This is a genomic window from Pyxidicoccus sp. M15, assembly GCF_056858435.1.
In genome coordinates this window covers 692,302-714,280 of the sequence record NZ_CM166495.1, presented here as the reverse complement: position 1 = coordinate 714,280, position 21,979 = coordinate 692,302, and the positions used below count along the sequence as shown (strand labels likewise).

General features: G+C 71.0%; 20 protein-coding genes and 5 tRNA genes. 8 read left to right on the top strand and 17 right to left on the bottom strand.

Annotated elements, in window-relative coordinates:
• Nucleotides 1-15 precede the first annotated feature (15 nt).
• Entirely contained in the window at nucleotides 16-3,030 is a 3,015-nt protein-coding gene (locus ACX9TP_RS02830; RefSeq protein ID WP_482978150.1) for a WD40/YVTN/BNR-like repeat-containing protein, read from the bottom strand.
• A gap of 163 nt (nucleotides 3,031-3,193) precedes the next feature.
• Between ACX9TP_RS02830 and ACX9TP_RS02825 the strand changes: the two genes are divergently transcribed.
• Nucleotides 3,194-3,487: a hypothetical protein gene (locus ACX9TP_RS02825; protein WP_482978149.1), complete on the top strand. Its 294-nt coding sequence runs from the start codon at nucleotides 3,194-3,196 to the stop codon at nucleotides 3,485-3,487.
• 66 nt (nucleotides 3,488-3,553) lie between these two features.
• On the opposite strand, the gene ychF is transcribed toward ACX9TP_RS02825, so the two are convergent.
• The 6 genes from ychF to ACX9TP_RS02795 all read right to left on the bottom strand — a co-directional run bounded on the left by ychF (nucleotide 3,554) and on the right by ACX9TP_RS02795 (nucleotide 7,462).
• Nucleotides 3,554-4,663 carry a redox-regulated ATPase YchF gene (gene ychF, locus ACX9TP_RS02820; protein ID WP_482978148.1) on the bottom strand — a complete coding sequence of 370 codons (1,110 nt, stop codon included), beginning with the start codon at nucleotides 4,661-4,663 and terminating at the stop codon, nucleotides 3,554-3,556.
• Between the two features lie 45 nt (nucleotides 4,664-4,708).
• A complete protein-coding gene (atpF, locus tag ACX9TP_RS02815) occupies nucleotides 4,709-5,254 on the bottom strand; it encodes a F0F1 ATP synthase subunit B (RefSeq protein WP_482978147.1) in 546 nt (181 codons plus the stop codon).
• Nucleotides 5,255-5,388: 134 nt separating this feature from the next.
• Entirely contained in the window at nucleotides 5,389-5,622 is a 234-nt protein-coding gene (locus ACX9TP_RS02810; RefSeq protein ID WP_482978146.1) for an ATP synthase F0 subunit C, read from the bottom strand.
• A 138-nt stretch (nucleotides 5,623-5,760) separates the two neighbouring features.
• The gene (atpB, locus tag ACX9TP_RS02805; RefSeq protein ID WP_482978145.1) at nucleotides 5,761-6,792 is read right to left on the bottom strand and encodes a F0F1 ATP synthase subunit A; all 1,032 of its coding nucleotides are present in this window, start codon (nucleotides 6,790-6,792) and stop codon (nucleotides 5,761-5,763) included.
• On the bottom strand, nucleotides 6,792-7,196 hold the full coding sequence (locus ACX9TP_RS02800) for a hypothetical protein (protein ID WP_482978144.1): 405 nt from the start codon (nucleotides 7,194-7,196) through the stop codon (nucleotides 6,792-6,794). Before ACX9TP_RS02800 ends, atpB begins: the two co-directional genes overlap by 1 nt.
• Nucleotides 7,193-7,462: an AtpZ/AtpI family protein gene (locus ACX9TP_RS02795; RefSeq protein ID WP_482978143.1), complete on the bottom strand. Its 270-nt coding sequence runs from the start codon at nucleotides 7,460-7,462 to the stop codon at nucleotides 7,193-7,195. Before ACX9TP_RS02795 ends, ACX9TP_RS02800 begins: the two co-directional genes overlap by 4 nt.
• 439 nt (nucleotides 7,463-7,901) lie before the next feature.
• On the opposite strand from ACX9TP_RS02795, the gene ACX9TP_RS02790 reads away from it, so the two are divergent.
• Both ACX9TP_RS02790 and ACX9TP_RS02785 read left to right on the top strand, forming a co-directional pair.
• Complete coding sequence (locus ACX9TP_RS02790) at nucleotides 7,902-8,423, top strand: YbhB/YbcL family Raf kinase inhibitor-like protein (protein ID WP_482978142.1); 522 nt, start codon at nucleotides 7,902-7,904, stop codon at nucleotides 8,421-8,423.
• 273 nt (nucleotides 8,424-8,696) lie between these two features.
• Nucleotides 8,697-11,294, top strand: a complete 2,598-nt coding sequence (locus tag ACX9TP_RS02785) for an ATP-binding protein (protein WP_482982355.1) — start codon at nucleotides 8,697-8,699, stop codon at nucleotides 11,292-11,294.
• Between the two features lie 2 nt (nucleotides 11,295-11,296).
• Here the strand turns inward: ACX9TP_RS02785 and ACX9TP_RS02780 are convergent, their stop codons facing one another.
• Together ACX9TP_RS02780 and hemL are read right to left on the bottom strand one after the other, a co-directional pair.
• Nucleotides 11,297-13,036 (bottom strand): serine/threonine protein kinase, encoded by a 1,740-nt coding sequence (locus ACX9TP_RS02780; RefSeq protein WP_482978141.1) that lies wholly within the window; start codon nucleotides 13,034-13,036, stop codon nucleotides 11,297-11,299.
• Complete coding sequence (hemL, locus tag ACX9TP_RS02775; protein WP_482978140.1) at nucleotides 13,020-14,315, bottom strand: glutamate-1-semialdehyde 2,1-aminomutase; 1,296 nt, start codon at nucleotides 14,313-14,315, stop codon at nucleotides 13,020-13,022. The genes ACX9TP_RS02780 and hemL overlap by 17 nt, the downstream gene beginning before the upstream one ends.
• A 214-nt stretch (nucleotides 14,316-14,529) precedes the next feature.
• Here hemL and ACX9TP_RS02770 point away from each other — a divergent pair, with 214 nt between their 5' ends.
• From ACX9TP_RS02770 to rraA, 4 genes are all read left to right on the top strand, one after another.
• A complete protein-coding gene (locus tag ACX9TP_RS02770; RefSeq protein WP_482978139.1) occupies nucleotides 14,530-15,585 on the top strand; it encodes a hypothetical protein in 1,056 nt (351 codons plus the stop codon).
• Between the two features lie 5 nt (nucleotides 15,586-15,590).
• Nucleotides 15,591-16,724, top strand: coding sequence for a HEAT repeat domain-containing protein (locus tag ACX9TP_RS02765; protein ID WP_482978138.1), 1,134 nt, complete (start codon nucleotides 15,591-15,593; stop codon nucleotides 16,722-16,724).
• 277 nt (nucleotides 16,725-17,001) lie between these two features.
• The gene (locus ACX9TP_RS02760; RefSeq protein WP_482978137.1) at nucleotides 17,002-17,964 is read left to right on the top strand and encodes an aldo/keto reductase; all 963 of its coding nucleotides are present in this window, start codon (nucleotides 17,002-17,004) and stop codon (nucleotides 17,962-17,964) included.
• Nucleotides 17,961-18,458: a ribonuclease E activity regulator RraA gene (rraA, locus tag ACX9TP_RS02755; protein WP_482978136.1), complete on the top strand. Its 498-nt coding sequence runs from the start codon at nucleotides 17,961-17,963 to the stop codon at nucleotides 18,456-18,458. Before ACX9TP_RS02760 ends, rraA begins: the two co-directional genes overlap by 4 nt.
• 148 nt (nucleotides 18,459-18,606) lie before the next feature.
• Here rraA and ACX9TP_RS02750 read toward each other — a convergent pair whose 3' ends face one another.
• The 5 genes from ACX9TP_RS02750 to ACX9TP_RS02730 form a co-directional block, all read right to left on the bottom strand.
• Nucleotides 18,607-19,569, bottom strand: a complete 963-nt coding sequence (locus ACX9TP_RS02750) for a hypothetical protein (protein ID WP_482978135.1) — start codon at nucleotides 19,567-19,569, stop codon at nucleotides 18,607-18,609.
• Nucleotides 19,570-19,700: 131 nt separating this feature from the next.
• Nucleotides 19,701-19,775 (bottom strand) — tRNA-Arg (locus ACX9TP_RS02745).
• 14 nt (nucleotides 19,776-19,789) lie between these two features.
• Nucleotides 19,790-19,863, bottom strand: a tRNA-Arg gene (locus ACX9TP_RS02740).
• Nucleotides 19,864-19,878: 15 nt separating this feature from the next.
• Nucleotides 19,879-19,951: transfer RNA gene (locus ACX9TP_RS02735), tRNA-Glu, on the bottom strand.
• A gap of 109 nt (nucleotides 19,952-20,060) precedes the next feature.
• Nucleotides 20,061-20,201 carry a hypothetical protein gene (locus ACX9TP_RS02730; RefSeq protein WP_482978134.1) on the bottom strand — a complete coding sequence of 47 codons (141 nt, stop codon included), beginning with the start codon at nucleotides 20,199-20,201 and terminating at the stop codon, nucleotides 20,061-20,063.
• A gap of 95 nt (nucleotides 20,202-20,296) precedes the next feature.
• Between ACX9TP_RS02730 and ACX9TP_RS02725 the strand changes: the two genes are divergently transcribed.
• Nucleotides 20,297-21,427 (top strand): hypothetical protein, encoded by a 1,131-nt coding sequence (locus ACX9TP_RS02725; RefSeq protein WP_482978133.1) that lies wholly within the window; start codon nucleotides 20,297-20,299, stop codon nucleotides 21,425-21,427.
• Nucleotides 21,428-21,526: 99 nt separating this feature from the next.
• Here ACX9TP_RS02725 and ACX9TP_RS02720 read toward each other — a convergent pair.
• The 3 genes from ACX9TP_RS02720 to ACX9TP_RS02710 all read right to left on the bottom strand — a co-directional run bounded on the left by ACX9TP_RS02720 (nucleotide 21,527) and on the right by ACX9TP_RS02710 (nucleotide 21,937).
• Nucleotides 21,527-21,600 (bottom strand) — tRNA-Leu (locus ACX9TP_RS02720).
• 6 nt (nucleotides 21,601-21,606) lie between these two features.
• Nucleotides 21,607-21,678: transfer RNA gene (locus ACX9TP_RS02715), tRNA-Ala, on the bottom strand.
• A 106-nt stretch (nucleotides 21,679-21,784) separates the two neighbouring features.
• On the bottom strand, nucleotides 21,785-21,937 hold the full coding sequence (locus ACX9TP_RS02710) for a hypothetical protein (protein WP_482978132.1): 153 nt from the start codon (nucleotides 21,935-21,937) through the stop codon (nucleotides 21,785-21,787).
• Between the last annotated feature and the right edge of the window lie 42 nt (nucleotides 21,938-21,979).

Below are 21,979 nucleotides of genomic sequence, written 5' to 3'. Positions count from 1 at the left end.
AGGTCGCGCGCATGCTCACGGCCGGCCTCCGTAGCGGTTGAGGAGCTGGCTCAGGTCCTGCTCGTCCACCGCGTTGGCGGTGCCGACGAGGTCCTGGTTCCAGTCGTAGTAGGGCTTCGCCTCGGTGGCCGGGGTGGTACCCAGGCGGTTGGCCGTGGCCAGCAGGTCCACGAAGTCGAGCTGCCCGTTGCGGTCGTAGTCACCGTTGCCGGCCACGCCGCGCTCGGCGGTGGCGGACGGATGGATTTCCCACATGCCGCGGCCGAAGGTGGAGACGCGCAGCAGGCCGCCCGTGCGGCCGACGAACATGTCCGTCACCTTCACCAGCGGCAGGCCCACGCCGTAGCGCTCCCACGTGGCCCCCTGGTTGGTGGTCCGGTACACCCCCAGGTCCGTGCCCGCGAAGAGCGTCTGGTTGGTGGTGTCCGACAGGTCGAAGCGCACCACGTTGACCGGCACGTCGGGCAGGTCACCGGTGATGTTCTGCCACAGCATGCCGCGGTTGCGCGTGAGGAACACGCGGCCCACGCCCGGCGCCAGGGTGCCGCTCGGCGCCACGCTGGAGCCCACGAACATGTCGCCCGGGGTGATGCCGGTGTGGTTCGGCGGGAAGTCCACGCTGCTGGTGAAGGTGGGGAACTCGGTGCCTTCGACGGTGCCGTTGCCGTTGAGGTCCACGCCCATGAGGTTGGTCTGGGTCCACGTGCAGGACGCGGCCGGCGTGTCCAGCGTGCAGCCGGACATGATGCGGAAGCGCCCACCCGAGGCCGCGACGCCGTAGAGGCCGTCCACCGTGGTGGAGACGCCCAGGGCGCGCACCTGGTTGCTGGTGATGCACGCGCCCAGGTGCTGCCACTGGCGGCGGTCCGTGCCGCTGGGCGTACCCACCAGGCGGAAGACGCCGTAGGTGGTGCCGGTGATGGCCGCCGGTCGGCTGCCGGAGCGGACGGCCATGATTTTGGTGAGGAACGTCGTGGCGTCACCGGCGCAGCCGCCCGTGGCCGCGGTGGTGGGCGGAACCAGCGTCCGCCAGGTGCCGCTCACACCCTGGTTGCAGCCGTTGGTGGCCGGGTCGTCCGGGTCGCACCAGCGGGCGGAGCTGTACTGCACCGAGCCCCAGTAGATGCTGTCCTCGCCCACGCGGGACGCGGCCACGCCGATGCCGTCGCCGCCGATGACCTGGTTGAAGGTGGTGGGCGAGCTCGCCGTGTCGCGGAAGCGCGTGCCGTTGTCCTGCAGGCCCGCGAAGGCGACGAACTGGTTGCCCGTGGCCGGGTCACCCGACGCGACGTTGTACATCAGGTGCGTCGCCAGGCCCCGGTTGGGGAAGCGCCACTGCACCGTCTCCTGGTTTATCTTGCCGGGGGTGAAGGCGTTGGTGGACGTGAAGAGGCCACCGTCGCTGCCCACCAGCACCATGTAGCCGGTGGGCGTGCGCAGCACCTGCGTCACGTGCCAGTCGGCGTGGACGTACGGCAGCAGGCCGTCATCCGTCGTGGAGCCATCCGTGTACGTGGGCAGCCAGTGCGACACCGCCTCCCAGATGGGCTTGTCGGACAGGCCGTTGATGGTGCGCAGGCCGCAGTAGGTGCCGCCGAGGATGACGCGGTTGTCGTCCCCCGGGTCCACCGCGATGGTGGAGTTGTACCAGGCCTGCAGGTTGTGCACGTTGACGCTCACGCACTGGGAGGTGTCCAGGAACGTCATGTTGCGAATCTGGCCGTCACCCTTGCCATTGCCGGACACGTCCTGCCACGTGTTGCCCGCGTCCAGGGAGCGCCAGATGCCCGCGCCGTCGGCGACGACGGAGCGCTTGCCCGTCAGCGCGAACAGCACCGTGCGCGTCGGGTCCTCCGGCGCCGTGCCCGAGGCCAGGGCGATGCGGTTGACGTCCGTCAGCGTGGCCGGGTTGTTGTCGAAGTCCGGCAGCGCGTTGGCCGCCAGGCGCGAGGACCAGGTCAGGCCCGCGTCCGTGCTCACCCAGATGTCGCCCTGCACCGACGAGGAGGCCGTCGGCGCCGCCGCGGTGGGAGTCGCATACGCCGTCCCGCTGATGGCCCAACGGCTCACCCCATCCACCTGGCCGGTGTAGGCGATGGTCCACACGGTGTCCGGCGTCTGCGTGCCGACGTTGGGCAGGTCCAGCAGCTGGAAGGACGCGCCCGCGTCGGTGGAGCGGTACAGGCCCGCCTCCGTGCCCACCAGGAGGATGTGGGGCGCGCTCGGGTCCACCATCAGGGCGCGCACGCGCAGCGCCCGCACCGACAGCCCGCCCGAGCCGGCCGGGTACGTGCCGGACAGCGACACCGGCGTGCTCCAGCTCGAGCCGCCATTGGTGGTCTTCACCACCTGGCCCCCGGGCAGGTCCGTGAAGTCACCCAGGCCCAGGTACAGCGTGTCCGGATTCGTGGGGTCCATGGCCATGTCGCCCACGGCCAGGTTGCCCAGCGTCTCCGTCAGCGGGTGCCAGGTCGGGTCCGGCGAGAAGAAGTCGTGCGTCTTCCACACGCCGCCGCCGGAGGTGGAGATGTACGCGACGTTCTGCTCTCTGGGGTCCACCGCGATGTGGGTGAGCCGGCCGGAGTCCACCTGCGTGTAGAGCGTGCCGTTGTATTGGAACTTCGCGTCCGTGGGCCCCAGGTTCACCCAGGAGTTGGCGCTCTGCCCCAGCCCCTTCTGGCCCGGCGCGCGCGGCATCAGGTGCGCCCAGCGCTCCGACTCGGCGCGGGCCTCGGCCAGCAGCGTGTCGGTGCCCTGCGCGGTGGGGATGCCCCAGTAGGCCTTGTGGGCCATCCAGCGGGCGAAGGCGTCGTCGATGTCCTCTTCGCGGTAGGAGTTCTCGAAGAGCTCCTCCTCGACGGCGGCCTTGAGCTGCGGGGGGGCGTCTTCGCCGGGCTGCTGCATGAAGTCCTCGAAGCGCAGACGGCGCTGCTCCTCCGCCCACGTGCGATACGCACGGACGGACGCGGGAGCGGCCAACGCCAGGACACCAGCACCAACAGCCATGGAGACGACAACTCGTCTTCTCATGTGCAAGCGGATCTCTCCAGAGACGGAATTTCGGGGGCGAGCGGGGGGGATGCGCACACACGGTAGCGGCACACACACCCGTGCCGTCAAATCGTGAAAACTCGGTACGACTGTAGGACAAGCAGTTCGACAGGCCGGCGCGTCACGGGGAGACTGCCGCACCGTGGACTCCCGACGCACGCCCCCCCGCCTCGCCCTGCTGTCCCTGCTGGGCAACATCTCCCTCGTTGCCTCCTGGGCCGTGCTGCTGACGCGGCCCGCGGGCTGGCAGGTGGTGGGGCCGGTGCTGCTCGTCGCCTTCCTCGTGCTGCGCGTGGGCGGAGCGTGGCTCCACGCCTCACGCCAGTCCGGGGACTCCACCGTCGCGCGCCGCACCGCCGTCTTCACCACCGCGCTCGCGCTGGTGGCCGTGGGCCTCTGGGTCTTCACGCTGCTGCGCGGGCCGGGCCGGCTGTAGAAACGCAGCGCGGGCGCCCCCGGAGTGGGAAGCGCCCGCGTGGACGAATGGAGCTGTCGGTAGGGACTACACGTTGAAGCGGAAGTGCATGCAGTCGCCGTCCTGGACGACGTACTCCTTGCCCTCCACGCGCAGCATGCCCTTCTCCTTCACGGCGGACTCACTGCCCAGCTTCACCAGGTCCTCCCAGCGCATGACCTCGGCCTTGATGAAGCCGCGCTCGAAGTCCGAGTGGATGACGCCGGCCGCCTGCGGGGCCTTGTAGCCCTTGTGGATGGTCCACGCGCGGCACTCCTGCTCGCCCACCGTGAAGTACGTCCACAGGCCCAGCAGCTTGTAGCCCTCGCGCGCCACCTTGTGGAGGCCCGGCTCCTTGAGGCCCGCGCTCTCCAGGAAGCCCGCGCGCTCCTCCTCGGGCAGCTGCTGGATTTCGGACTCCATGGCGGCGGCGAGCACCACCACCTCGGCGCCCTCCTTCTTCGCCATCTCCCGCACGGCCTGCACGTGCTTGTTGGAGTCCTCCTTGCCAATCTCCGACTCGCCGATGTTGGCCACGTACAGCACCGGCTTGTCGGTGAGCAGGAAGAGGTCGCGGATGACGGCGCGCTCTTCTTCCGTCAGCTTCTGCGCGCGCACGGTGATGCCCGCGTCCAGGGCGGCCTTGATGCGGTCCAGCAGCACCAGCTCGGCCTTCGCCTCGTCGCCCGCCTTGCCGCCGACCTTGGTGTTCTTCTGGGTGCGCTCGCGGCGCTTCTCCACCGTCTCCAGGTCCTTGAGGCACAGCTCCGTGTCGACGACGTCCCGGTCCCTCACCGGGTTCACCCCACCCTCGACGTGGGTGACGTTGTCGTCCTCGAAGCAGCGCAGCACGTGGAGCACCGCGTCCACCTGGCGGATGTTGCCCAGGAACTGGTTGCCCAGGCCCTCGCCCTTGGACGCGCCGCGCACCAGGCCGGCGATGTCCACGAACTCGAGCGAGGTGGGCACCTTCTTGAGCGGCTTGATGAGCGCCGTCAGCTTGTCCAGCCGGTCATCCGGCACGGGCACCACGCCCACGTTGGGCTCGATGGTGCAGAAGGGGTAGTTGGCGGCCTGCGCGCCCGCGGCCGACAGCGCGTTGAACAGGGTGGACTTGCCCACGTTGGGAAGCCCGACGATGCCGATGGATAGAGCCATGGTGATTCCCTGGAACGCGCGCGCCGGGGGGCGCGCTTCCCCGAACTAGGCGCTGCGACGAACGGCGCCGGTGCCGCCCAGCGGGAGGCCCTGCACGAACTGGTCGGCCAGCGCGCGGTGCTTGCTGTCGTCCATGCGCTCGTTGATGAGCTTGCTGGCCACTTCGATGGACAGGTCCACCGCCATGGCGCGGACCTCGGCGATGGCCTTCGCCTTCTGCTCCTCAATCTCGCGGCGGGCGCTGAGCTTCAGCTCCTCGGCCTCCTTGCGGCTCTTGGCCATCAGCTCCTCGCGGAACTTCTCCATCTCCGCCTGGATGCGGCGGGTGTCCTCGGCGGCCTGGCGGCGGGCCTCGGCAATGGCCGTCTTCTGGTCGGCGAGCAGCTTCTCCGCCTCGGCGCGCTCACGCTTGGCGCTCTCGACGGCGTTGGCAATCTGCTTCTCGCGCTCCTGCACCAGCTGCAGGATGGGCCCCCACGCCTTCCAGCGCAGGACGAAGAAGACGATGACGAAGGTGACCAGGGTCCAGAAGATGAGGCCCGGTTGGACCGACACGAAGCTGCTGGCGGCGAGGACAGGGGGCAGGAGCATGACGGGTGTCCGGCGTGAGGGAGGGAGGGTGCGGAATCAACGGTGACTGCGACCGGCGAAAGCCGGCACCCGCGAAGGACTCCCGCGGGTACCGGCCTTCAAGTCCGGTGGGGCTTCGGACCTGCGCTCGACTCTCAGGAAGTCTTGGTGGCGAGCAGGATGCAGACGACCAGCGCGAACAGCGTGGCGCCTTCGATGAGGGCCGCGGCGATGATCATGGTGGTGCGGATGTCACCACCGGCGGCCGGCTGGCGGCCCGTGGCGTCCATGGCGGCGGCGGCGAGCTTACCGATGCCGAGCGCGGCACCGATGATGGAGAGACCGGCGCCGAAGCCGGCGGCGAGGAAGGCGAGAGCGAGGTTCGTCATGGGAGCACTTCTTCTTTCGTAGGCGATGACCCGCTTGTGGGGGGGTCGGTTTCATCCCTTGGGGACTACCTCCGGCGGCCTTTCGAACCGCCGGGTCTTCAACGCGGGGCGCCGGATACCGCGCGCCCCGCCAACTCGTTACATGTGGGCCCGGCCGTGGTCGTGGCTGGCGCCACCCTCCTGGTGGCCGTGGCCGTGGTCGTCGTGCGCGTGGTGACCCATGGCGACGCCCATGCCGATGAACAGCGCGGACAGCATGGTGAACACGTACGCCTGCACGAAGGCCACGAACAGCTCCAGCAGGTAGATGGCGAAGGCGAAGGGCACGCTCACCGCGGCGATTGCGGGGTGGCCGAGGATGAAGATGAGGCCCAGGAGGAAGAAGAGGACGATGTGGCCCGCCAGCATGTTGGCGAAGAGACGCATCGTGAGGGCGAAGGGCTTGGTGAACAGGCCCAGCACCTCGACGGGAATCATGATGGGCCACAGCCACGGGGCCACGCCGCCGGTCAGGTGCTTGAAGTAGCCGCCCAGGCCCGCCGCGCGGATGCTCGCCGCCTGGGTGACGATGAAGGTGCACACCGCCAGCGCCAGCGTGACGGCGATGTTGCCGGTGGCCGTGGACATCCAGGGCACCAGGCCCAGCAGGTTCATGAAGAGGATGAAGAAGAACGCCGTCAGGAGGTACGGCACGTAGCGCGGGCCCTCCTCCTTGCCGATGTTCTTGATGGCCAGCTCGTCGCGCACGAAGAGCACCAGCATCTCGATGAGGTTGGCGCCCGTGCCGCGCGGCACCAGCTTCGTCCTGTCGCGGTTGCTCCAGACGAGCATCGTGATGAGCAGCAGCGCCGCCGCCACGAACATGAACACCGTGTGCTTGGTGAGGGACAGGTCCAGGCAGCCGTCCATCAGGCCCGGCATCACCTCGCCGTGGTCCGTCATCTTCGGCGTGCACGCGCCGGCGTGGAACGGGATGAGGATGGTGGGCAGCGTCCCCAGGTGGATGGGCTGGCCCAGGGGGACCTCGAGCTCCATCTCCCGCGAGTCCGTCACGTGGTGGAGGATGTACCCCGGCACGTCCTCACCACCGCCGTGCTCGCCGGCCTCCTGCCCGGAGGCCCACGCCGCGGCCGCGAACAGACTGGCGATCAGCACCATTGCCTTGCGCATCACTCGTCTCCGCCCGCCGCGCCCTTGGACGCGGCCATCACGTAGCTCACTTCAATCCACTGCAGCGCGAAGTAGACGCCGAAGAAACCGGCGATGAATGGCACCGCCGCCAGTCCCCGCGACATCACGCCCAGCAATCCCACCAGCACACCCACCGCCCGGAGGCCGAACACCACCCCCACCACCTTCAGCGCGGCGTTGAGGTCCTGCCGCACCGCCCGCCGCTTCAGCACCAGCGCCACCGCTCCGGTGACCGCCGCCAGCCCCACACCCCACAGCGCGGAGACCTTGTCCTCCACCACCTTCGGCAGCAGCGCGGCGATTGCCACGCCCACCACCGCCACGCCCGCCGCCAGCCCCGCGTGCGCCCCGAAGGGGTCCTTCCCCGCGCCCTTCCCCGTCACTTCCGCTTCCCCAGTCGGGCCATCTCCCGGAGGAATCCGTAGAAGCCCACGCAAATCCCCACCAGGCTCAGTCCCACCAGCAGCCACGGCCCCGTCCCCAGCCACTTGTCCAGCCAGTAGCCGCCCAGCACGCCCACCACCGCTCCGCCCGTCAGCTTCCACACCGCCGCGATGTACGGCTCCGCGGCTCTCATCTGGCGCGCCGTGTCGCCCAGCTCGTTGCCGTCCGAAGCCGGCTTGTCCTCCCGGGGCTCCTTCTCCGCCATTCGGACGCCTCCCCAAACCCCGGGAAAACCTCGGGTTTCCTGCCACCACCCGACCCCGTCCCCTGCACGCGCGGGCGCCGCTTAGCACCGAATGCGCGGCACACGCAACCGGTACCATCCAGCCCTGGACACCGGCCCACAGGAGCGATTGCGGCACCCGGAAGCTGCGCTATCGCGATCTGCCCCGGTGGAGGGCGAAAACCCGTCGCCTCCCCGTCTGGCGTGCCGGGGTGGGGGCTGGCTGGAGGGGCCCGGCTCCCCTGTCCGCCTTCCAGGCCGGGCGGAGTCGTAGGGGCTCCCATCAAGCACGGGGGCGGGACGGCCCGCTCCGTCGCCCTGGCAGCCGGGGCTCCAGCGCCTGTACCGCCGCTCCTCGTCGCCCGGGGTCTCACGTCGCCAGCTTGCTCATGGACATCCCATTCGCATCTCGGAGGACTCCATGCCGAAGCCCCTCGCGCTCACGTCCCCCCGCTTCAAGGACGGAGACCTCATCCCCATCGCCTACACGGGCGAGGGCGATGACCTCTCCCCGCCCTTGCAGTGGTCGAACCCGCCGGCCGGGACGAAGAGCCTGGCGCTCATCGTGGAGGACCCGGACGCTCCGGACCCGCAGAACCCCCAGATGACCTGGTGCCACTGGCTCGTCTACAACATCCCACCCGGGACGCAGGCCCTGCCCGAAGGCGCCAACCCGGACGTGCTCCCCGCGGGCGCGCGCCAGGGGATGAACGACTGGAACCGCCAGGGCTACGGCGGCCCCATGCCGCCGGTGGGCCGGCACCGCTACTACTTCCGGCTGTACGCGCTGGACACCATGCTGCCGGATCTGGGCCGCACCTCCCGCCTGGACCTGCTGGATGCCATGGATGGACACATCCTCGGCGAGGCGGAGCTCATCGGCCTCTACCAGAAGGTCCACCACCGCAGCGCGGAGTGGAGCGCCGGCGGCGCGCCTCGCTGAGAGCGCGCCAGGTGCCAAGGCCCTCGCGCCCCCTCCTTCATGAGGGGGCGCGCCGGCCGTTCCCTGGAGGCCCGCCTCGCCACGAGTGAGGTGTTCCTGTCACGAGCCGGCCCCGCCGGGCTACGGGGAAGCCCTGAGGCGCGGCGCTTCGCTGTGGGCTGGTGGGCGAAGTGAGGGGGTCACCCCTACCCCCCGGACTGGAAGCAGTGGAAGAGTTGGAGGGCCGTGATTGCCGCCACCGACCTCCGGGCTGCCTACAGCCCCTTCGATGCGATGCCCCTGGGCGTCGCCGTCATCCGGGACCGCCGCTTCGTCTATTTGAACGAGGCCCTGGTGACGTTCCTGGGACGCCCCCTCGAGTCGCTGCTGGGGCAGCTCTTCACGTCGGCGCTGGACGAAGCCAGCGCGGCGGAGCTGGCCGGGCGGCACGCGCGACGGCTGCGAGGCGAGCACGTCCCCACCACCTATGAAGCGACGGTGCGCACCACCCTGGGCGACCGGCGCACGGAGATGACCGTCATCCCCAACGGGGAGGACTTCGTGGTGATGGTGCGCGACGCCACCTCCCGCAACCGGCGCCGGGCGGTGCTGCAGCGGCTGGCGGAGCTGGGCGCGGGGCTGCCCGCGCTGCGCACCGAGGGCGAGGTGCTGCGCCGGATGTTCTCCGGACTGGAGGAGCTGGGGCTCGCCTTCGCCTGGCTGTCCCCCGAGGGCCCGGGCGTGCGGCTGGGACAGACCTTCGTGCCGCCGGGACTGGTGCCTCCGGAAGCGCAGACGCTGAGCGGCCGCTGGGTGCGCGACGTGGTGGGCCAGTGGTCCGGGGTGCTGGAGCGGGCCTGGCGCGAGGGCGCGGCCTACTCGCCGGAGCTGCCGCAGGAGGCAGGGCGGTTCCTGGAGGAAGGCGCCCCCGCGCTTGCGGACGAGGTGCGCGTGGGCCTGCAGCGCGCCGGGCAGCCCCACGTCATCGCGGTGCGCATCGACGTGGAGGGACAGGGCCGGGCGATGCTCGCGCTGGCGGGGGACTGGCTTCGCGAGGAGGAGCTGCCGTCGGCGCGACTCTTCGGCGCCCAGGTGTCCGCGGCGCTGGACGCGGCGCTCACCATCTCCCGGCTGTCCGCGCAGAACACGGCGCTGGCGTCGCTCAACCGGCTGGCGTCGGAGGCGGCCTCGGCGCCGCACCCGCATGCCTTCTTCGGCCCGGGCACCGCGGAAATCGTCGACCTGCTGGGCTGCGACGCGGTGGCCCTGCTCTTGCCGGTGGACGGCGCGCACGAGGTGGAGCTGACGTACGCGCGCGGGCTGGAGGACGACACGTCGGAGCGCTTCGCCCACCTGTGGCAGGCCGGTGGCCTGTCCGCCCAGGCGCAGCGCGACGGGGCCCCGGTGGAGCGGGACGTGAAGTCCTGCCCCGGGCTGCTGCGCGAGGAGCTGTCGCGGCAGGGCTTCCACACCGTGGTGGTGGTGCCGCTGCGGGTGCGCTCGCGGGGCGTGGGCACCCTCACCGTGCTCTTCCGCGAGCAGCGACCGCTCACCCCGCTGGAGCGCGAGACGCTGCAGGCCATGGGCAGCCACTTCGCGGCGGCCATCGAGTCCCACCGGCTGCTGCACGAGCTGCGCGGGCGCGCGGAGGACCTGGCGCTGCTGCACGAGGTGGCCAAGGCGCTGGCGGCCACGCTGGAGCTGGACAAGCTGATGACCACCGGCGTCACCAGCCTGGCGCGTATCGTCGACACGCCGGATGCCTACGTGCTCTTGCCGGACGCCACCGGTGAGCGGCTGGAGTTCCGCTCCGTGACGGGCGGCCACCCGGAGCTGCTCGGGCGGAGCCTTCCCCTGCTCCCGGCCTACTCGTCGCTGGCGGCGCTGGCCTTCCACACGCGCGAGCCGGTCCTGGTGGAGGACGCCGAGGCGGACCTGCGCGTCAACCAGGAGCTGCGGCGCACGTCGGGGGGGCGCGCCTACCTGGTGCTGCCGCTGGTGGTCCACGAGCGGCCGGTGGGCGTCATCATGGCGGTGGAGACGCGGTGGCCGCGCCGCTTCACGCCCTCGGAGGTGGAGCGGGCGAGCGCCATCGCCAACCAGTTCGCGCTGGCCCGCGAGGGCGCGAGGCTGGTGGAGGACTTGAAGGCCAGCTACGTGGAGCTGGCGCGGACGCAGGCGCAGCTCGTGCGCCGCGAGCGGCTGGCGGCGCTGGGCGAGCTGTCCGCGGTGGTGGCCCACGAGGTGCGCAACCCGCTGGGCGCCATCTTCAACTCGGTGGCGTCCATCCGCCGCATCATCGGCCCGGAGAGCGCGGCGGTGCCGCTGGTGGACATCGTGGGCGAGGAGGCGGACCGGCTCAACCGCATCGTCGCGGACCTGCTCACCTTCGCGCGGCCGCCCGCGCCGCACCCGTACGCGGTGCCGCTGTCGCCGCTGGTGGAGGACGCGGTGCGCGGCGCGCTGGCGGAAGCCGCCGGCAAGGTGCGCGTGGAGCTGGAGCTGTCGGACGACGTGCCGTCGGTGACGGTGGACGAGCGGATGATGCGGCAGGCCTTCCTCAACCTGGCCATCAACGCGGTGCAGGCCATGCCCCAGGGCGGCATGCTGCGCGCCAGCGTGCGGCGCGCGCCGGGCACGCCGGAGGTGGAGGTGCAGTTCGCCGACAGCGGCCCGGGCATCTCCCCCGAGGTGCGCGCGCGCATCTTCGAGCCCTTCTTCACCACCAAGGCCAAGGGCACCGGCCTGGGCCTGGCGGTGGTGAAGCGCATCATCGAGTCGCACCAGGGCCGGGTGGCGCTGGAGTCCCAGCCGGGCCAGGGCACCACCTTCCGCCTCTTCCTGCCGCTGGATGGGAGCGGGGTCCAGGCAGCGGTGGCCGAAGGCTTCTGAGGTTACGGGTGCACCAGCGCCCAGGCGACGCCGAGGCCCACGGCGCAGGCCCCCGCGAAGAGGCCGGCGGCGAGCAGGACCCGCCGCCGCCGGGTCGGCGTGGGGCGCTCCAGCACCGTGGCCTCGTCCTCGCCGGTGATGGCGCGAACCAACTCCTGCCGCCGCGCCTCCACGGCGGCCGAGTCGACCGACTGGGAGATGTCCACGCCGAAGCCCACCTGCGTCTCACGCGTCGCGGGCCGCGCGGGCCGCGCCGTGGTGGCGCGGGGCGTCTGCACCGGCGTCACCGTGTCCTCCGGGCCGGAGTACATGGGAGCGGGCTCGCCTGCCCGCGAGGCCTCGGCGCGGGCGATGGCCCCGAGGACCTTCGAGGCCTCCAGCGCTTCGGTGACGACGCCTTCCGTGCCACGGCGTGCCGCGGCGGAGACCTTCGAGGCCTCGAGCGCTTCGGTGACGACCCCTTCCGTGCCACTGCGCGCTGCGGCGGAGACCTTCGAGGCCTCGAGCGCTTCGGTGACGACCCCTTCCGTGCTACTGCGCGCCGCGGCGGCGACCTTCGCGGCGTCGAGCGCCTCGGTGACGGCGGCGTCCGCGCGGGGCGTCCCCACGCCGTACATGGCCGTGCGACTGGCGGCTGACGGCCGCTCCTCGGGGACGAAGTCCGCGGGCGTCTCGATGCCGCTGTGCTCGAAGGCGAGCGCGTTGGGCGGCGTGAGGATGGCGGCCAGCTCCTGCTCGGTGCGCTTGCGGGACGCGTCCTCGCGCAGCAGCTCCTGGAGCGCCCTCTCCTCCGCCACCTTCTCTCGCGGAAAGACGCTCTCCATCAGCCTCGCGACGTCCGCGTCCCCCACGCCCTGCGTCAGCTTCGCCTTGAGCCGCGCCAGCTCCGCGCCCAGCGCCACCGCGTCCGGGAAGCGGTGCTCCGGCTCGGACGCGAGCGCCCGCATCAACAGCGCATCCAGGCTGGTCGGCACGCCCGCCCGGAAGCGGCCCGCGGGCTCCCACGTCGGGTACGCCGCGCGACGCCAGCGCTCCACCGGGTCTCCGCGCTGGGCCAGCGGCCGCCACGCCACGAGCTCCCACAGGAGCGCGCCCGCCGCGTACACGTCCGCGCGCCGGTCCACGAAGCGCTTTCGCGCCTGCTCCGGCGACATGTACGTCAGGTTGCCAATCACCACGCGCGGCGCCGTCTGCTGCTCCTTCAACGTGGACTGCGCCGCGCCGAAGTCGATGATTTTGACGTCGCCCGCGTAGCTCAGGCACACGTTGGCGGGGGACAAATCCCGGTGCACCAGGTGCAGCGGGTGGCCCTCCGCGTCCTTCGCGTCGTGTGCATAAGCCAGCCCCTCACACAGCCGCTCGCCCAGGTGCAGGATGATGCCCAGCGGAATCGTTCTTCCGAGCTGCCGCAGCCGGTACGCCAGCCGGCTGAGCGTCTTGCCCTGCACGTACTCCATGGACAGGTAGAGCTGCCCGTCCACCTCGCCCATGGCGTACACGCGGGCGATGTTGGGGTGGTCCAGCCGCACCACCACGCGGGCCTCGTCGCGGAAGCGGCCCACGAACTTCGGGTCCGCCATGAGCTGCGGCAGCACCTTCTTCACCACGCACGCGCGGCGCTGCGACTCCTCGCGCGCGAGGAACACCTCTCCCATGCCCCCGGCGCCAATGCGGCGCACGAGGGTATAGGGACCGAAGCGGATGGGCCCCTCGAGGGGCTCCGGCTCAACCGGCCTTGCCAAGCGAGCGGAAGGCCTTTCTCGCAGCCGCGAGCACGTGCGCTACTTCCGGCTCGCCAATGGCCAGCGACACGAAGGCCGCCTCGAACTGGCTCGGCGGCAGGTAGACGCCCTCGTTCAGCATGGCGTGGAAGAAGCGCCCGAAGCGCGCCGTGTCCGCCTTCTTCGCGGTGGGGTAGTCGTAGACGGCCTCGCTCGTGAAGAACACGGTGAGCATGCTGCCCACGCGGTTGATGGTGACGGGCACCTCCGCGGCCTTCGCCTCGGCGGCGAGCCCTTCAGCCAGCATGCGGCTCACCTCCTCCAGCCGCTTGTACGTGCCGGGCGCCGCGAGCGCCTTGAGGCACGCCATGCCCGCGGCCACCGCCACCGGGTTCCCCGACAGCGTGCCGGACTGGTACACCGGCCCCGCCGGCGCCACCTTCGACATGATGTCCGCCCGGCCGCCGTACGCGCCCAGCGGCATGCCGCCGCCAATCACCTTGGCCATGGTGGTCAGGTCCGGCTTCAGCCCGTACAGCTCCTGCGCGCCGCCGCGCGCCAGCCGGAAGCCCGTCATCACCTCGTCCATGACGAACAGCACGCCGTGCTTCTGGCAGAGCGCCTGCAAGCCCTCGAGGTAGCCCGGCTTCGGCACCAGCACGCCCATGTTGCCCACCACCGGCTCGATGATGGCGCAGGCGATGTCCTTGCCCTTCTCCGCGAAGAGGCGCTCCACCGCGCCCAGGTCGTTGAAGGGCGCGGTGAGGGTGAGCTTCGCGAGCGCCTGCGGCACGCCCGGCGAGTCCGGCAGGCCCAGCGTCTCCACGCCGCTGCCCGCCTTCACGAGGAACGGGTCTCCCGCGCCGTGGAAGCAGCCCTCGAACTTGAGGATGAAGTCGCGGCCGGTGAAGCCGCGCGCGACGCGGATGGCGGCCACGGTGGCCTCGGTGCCGCTGGAGACCAGGCGCACCATCTCCACCGCCGGCATGGTGGCGCAGATGAGCTCGGCGAACTCGACCTCGGCCGCGGTAGGCGCGCCGTAGGTGGTGCCGCGCTTCGCCGCGTCGACGATGGCGTCGATGATGGGCGGGTACGCATGGCCGAGGATGAGCGGACCCCAGCTGCCGACGAGGTCGACGTAGCGGTTGCCGTCCACGTCCGTGAGCCACGCGCCAGCGCCCTCACGGAAGAAGACGGGGTCACCTCCCACGCCTCGGAAGGCGCGCACCGGAGAGTTCACCCCACCCGGGATGCGAGCCTGCGCACGGGAGAACAGGGCCTGACTGTGAGCGTGGTTCATGGCGCGTTCCATAACACGCGGCACGGGCCCGCCTGCCGTCCACTCACGCCCGCTCCCATGCCCACCGCTTCTCCGTTCCGTCAGGGCTCGATTATGGACACCGCTTACGGGAACGGAAGAAACCGGCTTATCCGCAAATCGTTCTAGATTGGATTCTTCCAGTCGGGCCGGGGCGGGCTCGGTGAACGGAGTGCAACGGCCCATGGAGGAACGGATGTGGACGTGGAAGCGCCGGACGCTGCGCGCGGTGAGCGTGGCGGCCTGCCTGGTTGCCGGCGCGGCGGGCGCGCTCTCGGGTCCGGCGGCGGTGCAACGGCTGCCGCGCACCACCTGCCGGGCGGGCTATCTGGACTTCGAAGCCGTGTACGGCCTGGAGGGCGTGCGCGCCGCCATCCGACAGGCGATGGAGCAGGACGACGCCGCCGCGCTCACCTTCCTGGGCGAGCGCCTCTCGGAGGTCATCGGCCGGGACGCGAGCGCCGCGCTCCAGGTCGTCACGTGGGCGGACACCGCCACGGAGCCGGAGCTGTCGCTGCTGCTGCTGGGCGGCGTGCGCGGCTCGGAGGCGGTGAAGGACTCGCGCGTGGTGGAGCGACTCTTCGGCATGGCGGAGGGCCATGCCGCCCCGGAGCACCAGGCGCAGGCCCTGGTGGCGCTGGAGACGCAGCCGCGCCTCGACGCGGCGGCCATGGACCGGCTGGCGGCGCTGGCGAAGCAGGACACGCGGGTGACGGGCGTGGCCATGCACGCGGCGCGCACATTGGGCCGGGTGATGGACAATGACTTCAAGGCCACGGGCGCGGTGACGCCGTACCTGACGCGGCTGCTGGACATCGCGCGAAGCTCCACCGACGCGGACGTGCGGACCCTCGCGCTGGAGATGGGCACGTACCCGGCGGCGCGCCTGGACGACGCGTCCGTGAAGGAGCTGGCCCGGTTGATGCGCGAGGACCCGGACGCGGACGCCCGGGAGATGGCGGCGCTGGTGCTGTCCAACGGGCGTGACACGGACGCGGTGCTCCGGCACTACGCCGAGGCGTTCCGCGCGGAGAAGTCCCTCTGCGTGCGCCTGGCCATCCTGCGCTACACGCTGCGGGCCGGGGGCTCGGCGGCGCTGCCGCAGGTGAAGGAGTACGCGCGGCAGGAGCGTCGCCTCGAGCAGGACGCCGCGGACTTCAAGGCGCTCTATGACGCCGGCCACACGGACTTCGACCGCCTGTGGCTGAACAAGCGGATGCGTCACCGGTGCCCGGAAGAGACGGGAGAGTGAGCGCCATGGCGGACTCGCGAAGGAAGCTCGGGTGGGCGGCCGTGGCGGTGGTGCTCGTGGGGGCCGTGGTGGGTTGGCTCCAGTGGGGCCGCGCTCCGGACGTCACGGCCCGGGGGGTGTCCCCCTCGGAGTCGGACGCGGGCGGGGTGAGCGCCTCCAGCGCCGTGGATGCGGGCGCGGCGGTGGCGGCCCGCGCGGTGCCTCCGGATGCGGAACCGCTGAAGGCGGTGCCATGCCAGCTGTCACCGCTGCTGGACGAGTACCGCAAGGGCAGCGCCTCACCGGCCTACCGCCGCTACGTGCGCGAGCAGCTCCGGGGGCTCGTGGAGTCGCTGCCCGAGGAGGCGCTCTGGTCCCGGCTGCTGTCGGAGCGAGAGCCGGACCTGCTGGCGGTGGTGGCCGAGGCGTGGGTGCTGCGCTACCCGATGGGTGGCGGGCCCGCCGTGCTGGAGCGGCTGGTGGGGCACCTTCGTGAGGAGAAGGACCCGGCGCTGCGGGCCACGCTGGTGCGAGCCCTGGCGCACACGGGCGAGCCCTCCACCGAGCTGCTCGGCGGCAGGGTGATGAAGGGCCAGGATGTGTACCGTGACTGGGCGAAGGACCCGGCGCCCGAGGTGCGCGGGGCGGTGGTGGAGAACTTCCGCGAGGAGGCCGCGCGCAACTTCGGCCGCTTCCGGGGCGTGGCGGAGAAGGCCGTGTCCCTGGCGGCGGTGACGGACGACCCTGGCACGGCGGCGGGGCTGCTCACGTCCACATCCATCGAAGCGGTGGGCAGCGCCTCGGTGGCGCAGGTGCGCAAGCTGCTCCAGTCCTCGGAACATCCGGAGGTGCGCGCGGCGGCGGCCCGGGCGCTGGGCACGTCTCCGGTGTCCGAGCTGTCGAAGAGCCTGGACGCGCTCGCCGCGCGGTACGTGACGGAGACCGACCGGGGCGTGCGCAGTGCGCTGCTGGAGTCCATCTCCCGGCTGGGGCTGACGCGGGCGGTGCCCATGCTGGAGGAGCTGCGCGACGTGGACCCGGCGATGCGGGCGGAGGTGGACGGCTGGCTCGCGCTGCTGGCGGAGCGGCCGCAGACGTGGGCCCTGCTTGAAAACGCGCGTCGGGCTCGCGACGTGCGGGCTCAGGTCGCGCGGCCGTAACAGAAACCTGGCCCTGCCCTGGGTGCGGCAGCGCTCCATGCGGTGCCGCGACAACGGCCGCGTGAGCGGAGTGGCGATGCCCCGGAGCCTGTCACCCGTCCGACCCTGGACAGCTCCCCCCGGCCGGAACGTCACTCAGCGGAATGAACGTTCCTTCCGCCGGAGGCGGGCCCGGAAACCCGAGCGCACCGCCACCCTTCCCTTTACCTTCGGGCCCGCAAACCTCGGCGGGGCCCGGACCTCCGGCAATGGCCCCACCGAGCCGGGAGGGACGTGCATGACGCAGAAGACGATGGAAGCTCAGAGGGCGCTCGGCACGAGCGGCCTGAAGGTCTCGCCGCTGTGCCTGGGCGGCAACGTGTTCGGCTGGACGTGCGACGAGGCCACCTCGTTCGCGGTGCTCGACGCCTACGTCGAGGGCGGCGGCAACTTCATCGACACGGCGGACGTGTACTCGCGCTGGGTGCCGGGCAACAAGGGCGGCGAGTCGGAGACGATTCTCGGGAAGTGGCTGGCGGAGCGCGGCGTGAGAGACCGCGTCGTCATCGCGACGAAGGTGGGCGCGCAGGTGGAGAGCGGCGCCGGCCTGGGCCGGGAGCACATCCTGCGCGCCATCGAGGACTCGCTGCGCCGGCTCCGGGTGGACGTCATCGACCTGTATTACGCGCACTATGAGGACACGAAGACGCCGCCCGAGGAGACGATGTCCGCCTTCGACTCGCTCGTGCGCGCCGGCAAGGTGCGCGCGCTGGGCGCGAGCAACCACACGCCGCAGCGCCTCGCGGAGTCGCTGGAGGCGTCACGGCGCGGCAACCTCGCTCGCTACACGGTGCTGCAGCCGGAATACAACCTCGTCGCGCGGTCCTCCTACGAGGGAGCACTGCGGGACATCTGCGAGCGCGAGGGCCTCGCCGCGGCCCCCTACTACGGGCTCGCCTCCGGCTTCCTCACCGGCAAGTACCGCAAGGGCCAGCCGACGCCGCCGTCTCCTCGCGCCGCAGGCGTCCTGAAGAAGTACGACAACGCGCGCGGATGGGGCGTGCTGGCGGCGATGGACGGCGTGTCCAAGCGCCACGGCGCGACGCTCTCGCAGGTGGCGCTCGCGTGGCTCGGCGCCCAGGCCACCGTCGTCTCCCCCATCGCGAGCGCGACGTCCGTCGAGCAGGTGCGGGACCTGCTCGGAGCGTTCAAGTTGAAGCTGGACGCGGAGGACCTCCGCGCGCTGGAAGGGACGCCATGAGTGAGTCCACGGCCTTGAAGACGGCCGACCTCTGCGACGAGCACGCGGGCACCGCGCACTTCCAGGTCGCCGAGCCCGGCTTCCTCGACTACGGCGGCCGCCGCGCCTTCTCCGGACCCATCAGCACGGTGCGCGCGCCGGAGGACAACTCCCTCGTGCGCAAGGCGTTGGAGGAGCCGGGCCAGGGCCGCGTGCTGGTGGTGGATGGCGGAGGCAGCCGCCGCTGCGCGCTGGTGGGCGACATCCTGGCCATGCTCGCGGAGAAGAACGGCTGGGCCGGCGTGGTCGTGAATGGCTGCATCCGCGACGCGGAGGAGGTGGGCCGCACCGCCGTCGGCGTGAAGGCGCTCGGAACGCATCCGCTCAAGAGCAGCAAGCGCAACGAGGGCCAGCGTGACGTGGAGGTGCGCTTCGCCGGCGTCACCTTCCAGCCGGGCCACTACCTCTACGCGGACGCGGACGGCATCGTCACGTCGGAGAAGGCCCTGCGCTGAGAGGTCACCGCTGAGGCGTGGGCTCCGAGCCCCTCCGGGAGTCCCACGCCTCGCGAGGTGCGCCGCCGTCACGCTGCGCTCCGCGGACACGTAGAGCGCCGCGCGCAGACGGCCAGCGCCGGGTTCCTGACGGGAAGCGGCGCCTTCCCTACCCGCGCCGCCACCACTTCTTCCGCGCCGCCCGCACGTCGGACCAGTCCACCAGGCAGTCCTGCACGTTCTCCTGGCCCCGCTGTGCGTCGGGCATGTCGCCGGACTCCACGCGGGCAATCAGCTCCGGCAGCCGCTCATAGAACGTGGGCGAGCGGTACTGCGGGTGCAGCGTCCACAGCCCCGGCGCCGTGCCCTGGAAGTCCAGCCGCCACAGTCCGCGCCGGACCAGGGTCCTGGTGACGAGGTTCTCCGGCTCGCGGTACGGCGGATTGCCGGCGCGCAGCGCGCGCAGCACGTGGATGGGCGGCGCCAGCCGTGCCCGCAGCGGGCCCACGCGACGCACGAAGGCGTCCCGGTCCACGAAGAAGACGCGGCTGCTGAAGCGGCGGTAGCGGAAGGCCCCGGGGACGCGCCCGTCCGGCTCGAACCAGCGCGGGTCTCCCGCCACCGTGCCATCCGCCCGGGGCGGCCCGGAGAGCGGGCTGCAGCTCACCAGGTCCTCGCGCGCGGCGAGCTGCGCCTCCGCCTCCGCCATCCACGTGCGCGAGCCGCCCCCGATGAGCATGTCCGCGTCCAGGTGCAGCACGTGCCGATGCGCCGCCGCCGCCAGTCCGAAGAAGTACGAGTGGTACGGCCCGCCGCGCGAGTCCTTCATCGGCAGCCGGGTGCCTCCGAAGAACTGCTCGGACAGGGCGCGGGTGGTCTCCGGCGAGTAGTCCACCGGCACCACGCGGATGCGCGAGTCACCGGCGGACAGCTCCGAGAGCAGCCGCTCCATCTTCGGCTTCCGCTCCTCCCACGCCCCCGCGAAGCGCGCACCCTGGCTGCGGTGCAGGTCGATGACCAGCAGCACCTCCTGCATGGAGGGCGCGAGCTGGCGGAGTTGATGCGGAAGGATGAGCCGCGCGTGCGGGTAGTCCGTGGGCGCGAGGTTGATTTGCAGGGTGACGGGACTCACTGCGTGTCCCCTTGCCACACCCGAGCCTCACGACACAACTGACGGAGATGCACGCCCCGGGGATCGAACCCGGCGAAGTCGGTACGTCAGACCGATGCCGTCTCCAGCTGGCTCGGCGTGCAGACAACATGTGGCCCTGGCAGGAGTCGAACCCGCGGCCTCTCGGTTCGCACCCGAGCGCTCTCAATCCACTGAGCTACAGGACCTCAATCACGACATGTGGCCCTGGCAGGGATCGAACCTGCGACCTCTCGGTTCGCAACCGAGTGCTCTCATCCGCTGAGCTACAGGACCAAAGGGAACTGCGAGTGCCCCGTACGGGAGTCGAACCCGTCTTTCCGCATTGAGAGTGCGGTGTCCTCCGCCAATAGACGAACGGGGCAGGAGGGATGCTGCGAACGAAGGAACCCGGAAATGCGAGAGGCCGGGTTCCCTCTGGGAGCCCGGCCTCTGGCCTCTGCATGCCCCGTCAGACGACGGGGCACGGAGACTCAGGGTCGGGGACGGCTGTCACGGAAGGAAGCGATTCCGTCCAGCCACTCGAGCTCGTCGGGAACGGGCTCGGGCTCGGAGTTCGCGGCCAGAACGGCGAGGCCACGGACAATGTCGTTACGACGGTCGATGTTCTTCATGGTCACCGCTCCTTTCAGAGGGAAATGACGTGCGGGAAGCCCAGCTCCTGACACGGGGTTTTCACTCCGGAGCCCGCCTGCCCTACGCTGGCGCCATGACGGAAAAGGACCGGCTCACGCAGATACAGGACGAGCACGCCGCGTCGGATGCCTGCTACGAGCGCGAGGTGGCGCTGCTCGAGGAGCTGGGCCTTCCGGGCGAGGAGACGGAGGCGTCGGACTACGCGACGCTCACCCCGAAGGACCGCGTGCGCCTGGCCGAGGGCGTGATGGCGCTGCGGCGAAGCTCCCGGCTCTTCGAGGAGGGCTTCACCGCCCTCACCGAGCTGGACCCGTCCCTCCTGCACCCGTACCTCGGAGAGCTGTCACCCCAGCATGAGCTGGAGTCACTGGCCTGGACGGATGCGCCTTCGTCGGCCCTCGCTCCGCTGATGGCGGAGCTGAAGACGGACTGGCATCCGCGCAAGTACGTGTCGGTGGAGGACCCGGTGGCCGCGGCGGCCCTGGCGCTCGCGCGCTCCGGAAATGCAGGGGCGCTGCGTGCGCTCGAGGCGTGGGTGGGTGCGCTCGACGAGGGCGCGCGGCAGGAAGCCGTGACGTGGCTGCGCCGCGCCAACGTGGTGCAGCGCACCTCCGGGAAGCTGGTGCGCAACTTCACGTCCACGTGTCTGGAGGTGCTCGCGGAGGAGGCCGACGACGACGCACCGACGGAAGCCTCCGTGGCGCGCGGGGTGCTGTGGTGCTCCATTCCCGACGCGTCCTGCACGAAGTGCGGCTCCGAGCTGTTGGATGCGCTCCAGCTCGACGGCAAGGCCGCGGACCATGGACTGCCCTGGCCCGCGCGCCTGCCCACGTGCCTCACCTGTCTCGCGGCGGGCGGGACGGTCCACGTGGAGCTGTCACCGGACAACACGCTGTCGAGCCTGGGCGCGGACGGCACTTCCAAGCACTCCCGAAGCGTGGAGCCTCCGGAGTATCAAGAGGTGGAGCTCGTGCGCGGACGCACGTGGCGCACCATCATGATGAGCGACGGGGAGCGGCTCCATCGGCTGGGCGGAGCACCTTCCTGGGTCGAATACCCGGAGGCGCCACCGTGCCCGCGCTGCAAGGAGCCCATGCACGCCGTCGGTCAGGTGAGGGACGAAGAGGCCCTCTTCTCCGACGTGGGCATGCTGTACGGCGTGGCGTGCGAGGCGTGCCGCATCATCAGCACGTTCTCGCAGTAGAAGAGCGCTCCGACAGGGAATCGAACCCTGTTCACACGGTAGACGGCCGTGCTGCGATCCAATCGCATCCCGGAGCAGAAACCGGACCAGGAACAGCTATGCCGCGGGCGGGATTCGAACCCGCAACCTCTGCATTCTGAAGGCAGCGCCTCTACCAATTGGGCTACCGCGGCGTGGAGTGGAACCACCGGGATTCGAACCCGGACCTCTCGGATGCGAACCGAGAATTCTCCCATTGAAACTATGGTCCCATGTCTGTGATTGATGCAGTGACCCGGAAAAGCGAGAGGCCGGGTCCCCTCTGGGAGCCCGGCCTCTGGTCTCGTCGTGCCTCGTCTTTCGACGGGGCGCGGAAGGTCAGGGTCCGGGTGGACTGTCGCCAGCGATATCTCCCAGCATCGCGGCATCCAGAGCGGTGAACAGGCGGGCGAGCGCGAGCGCGTCGATGCCGATGACAGTGTCGTTCAGGTGTTCGGGATTCATCGGGCTCGTCAGGTTCGCCGTGTTCATGGTCACCGCTCCTTTCAGCGAAAATAGACGCGCGATAAATAC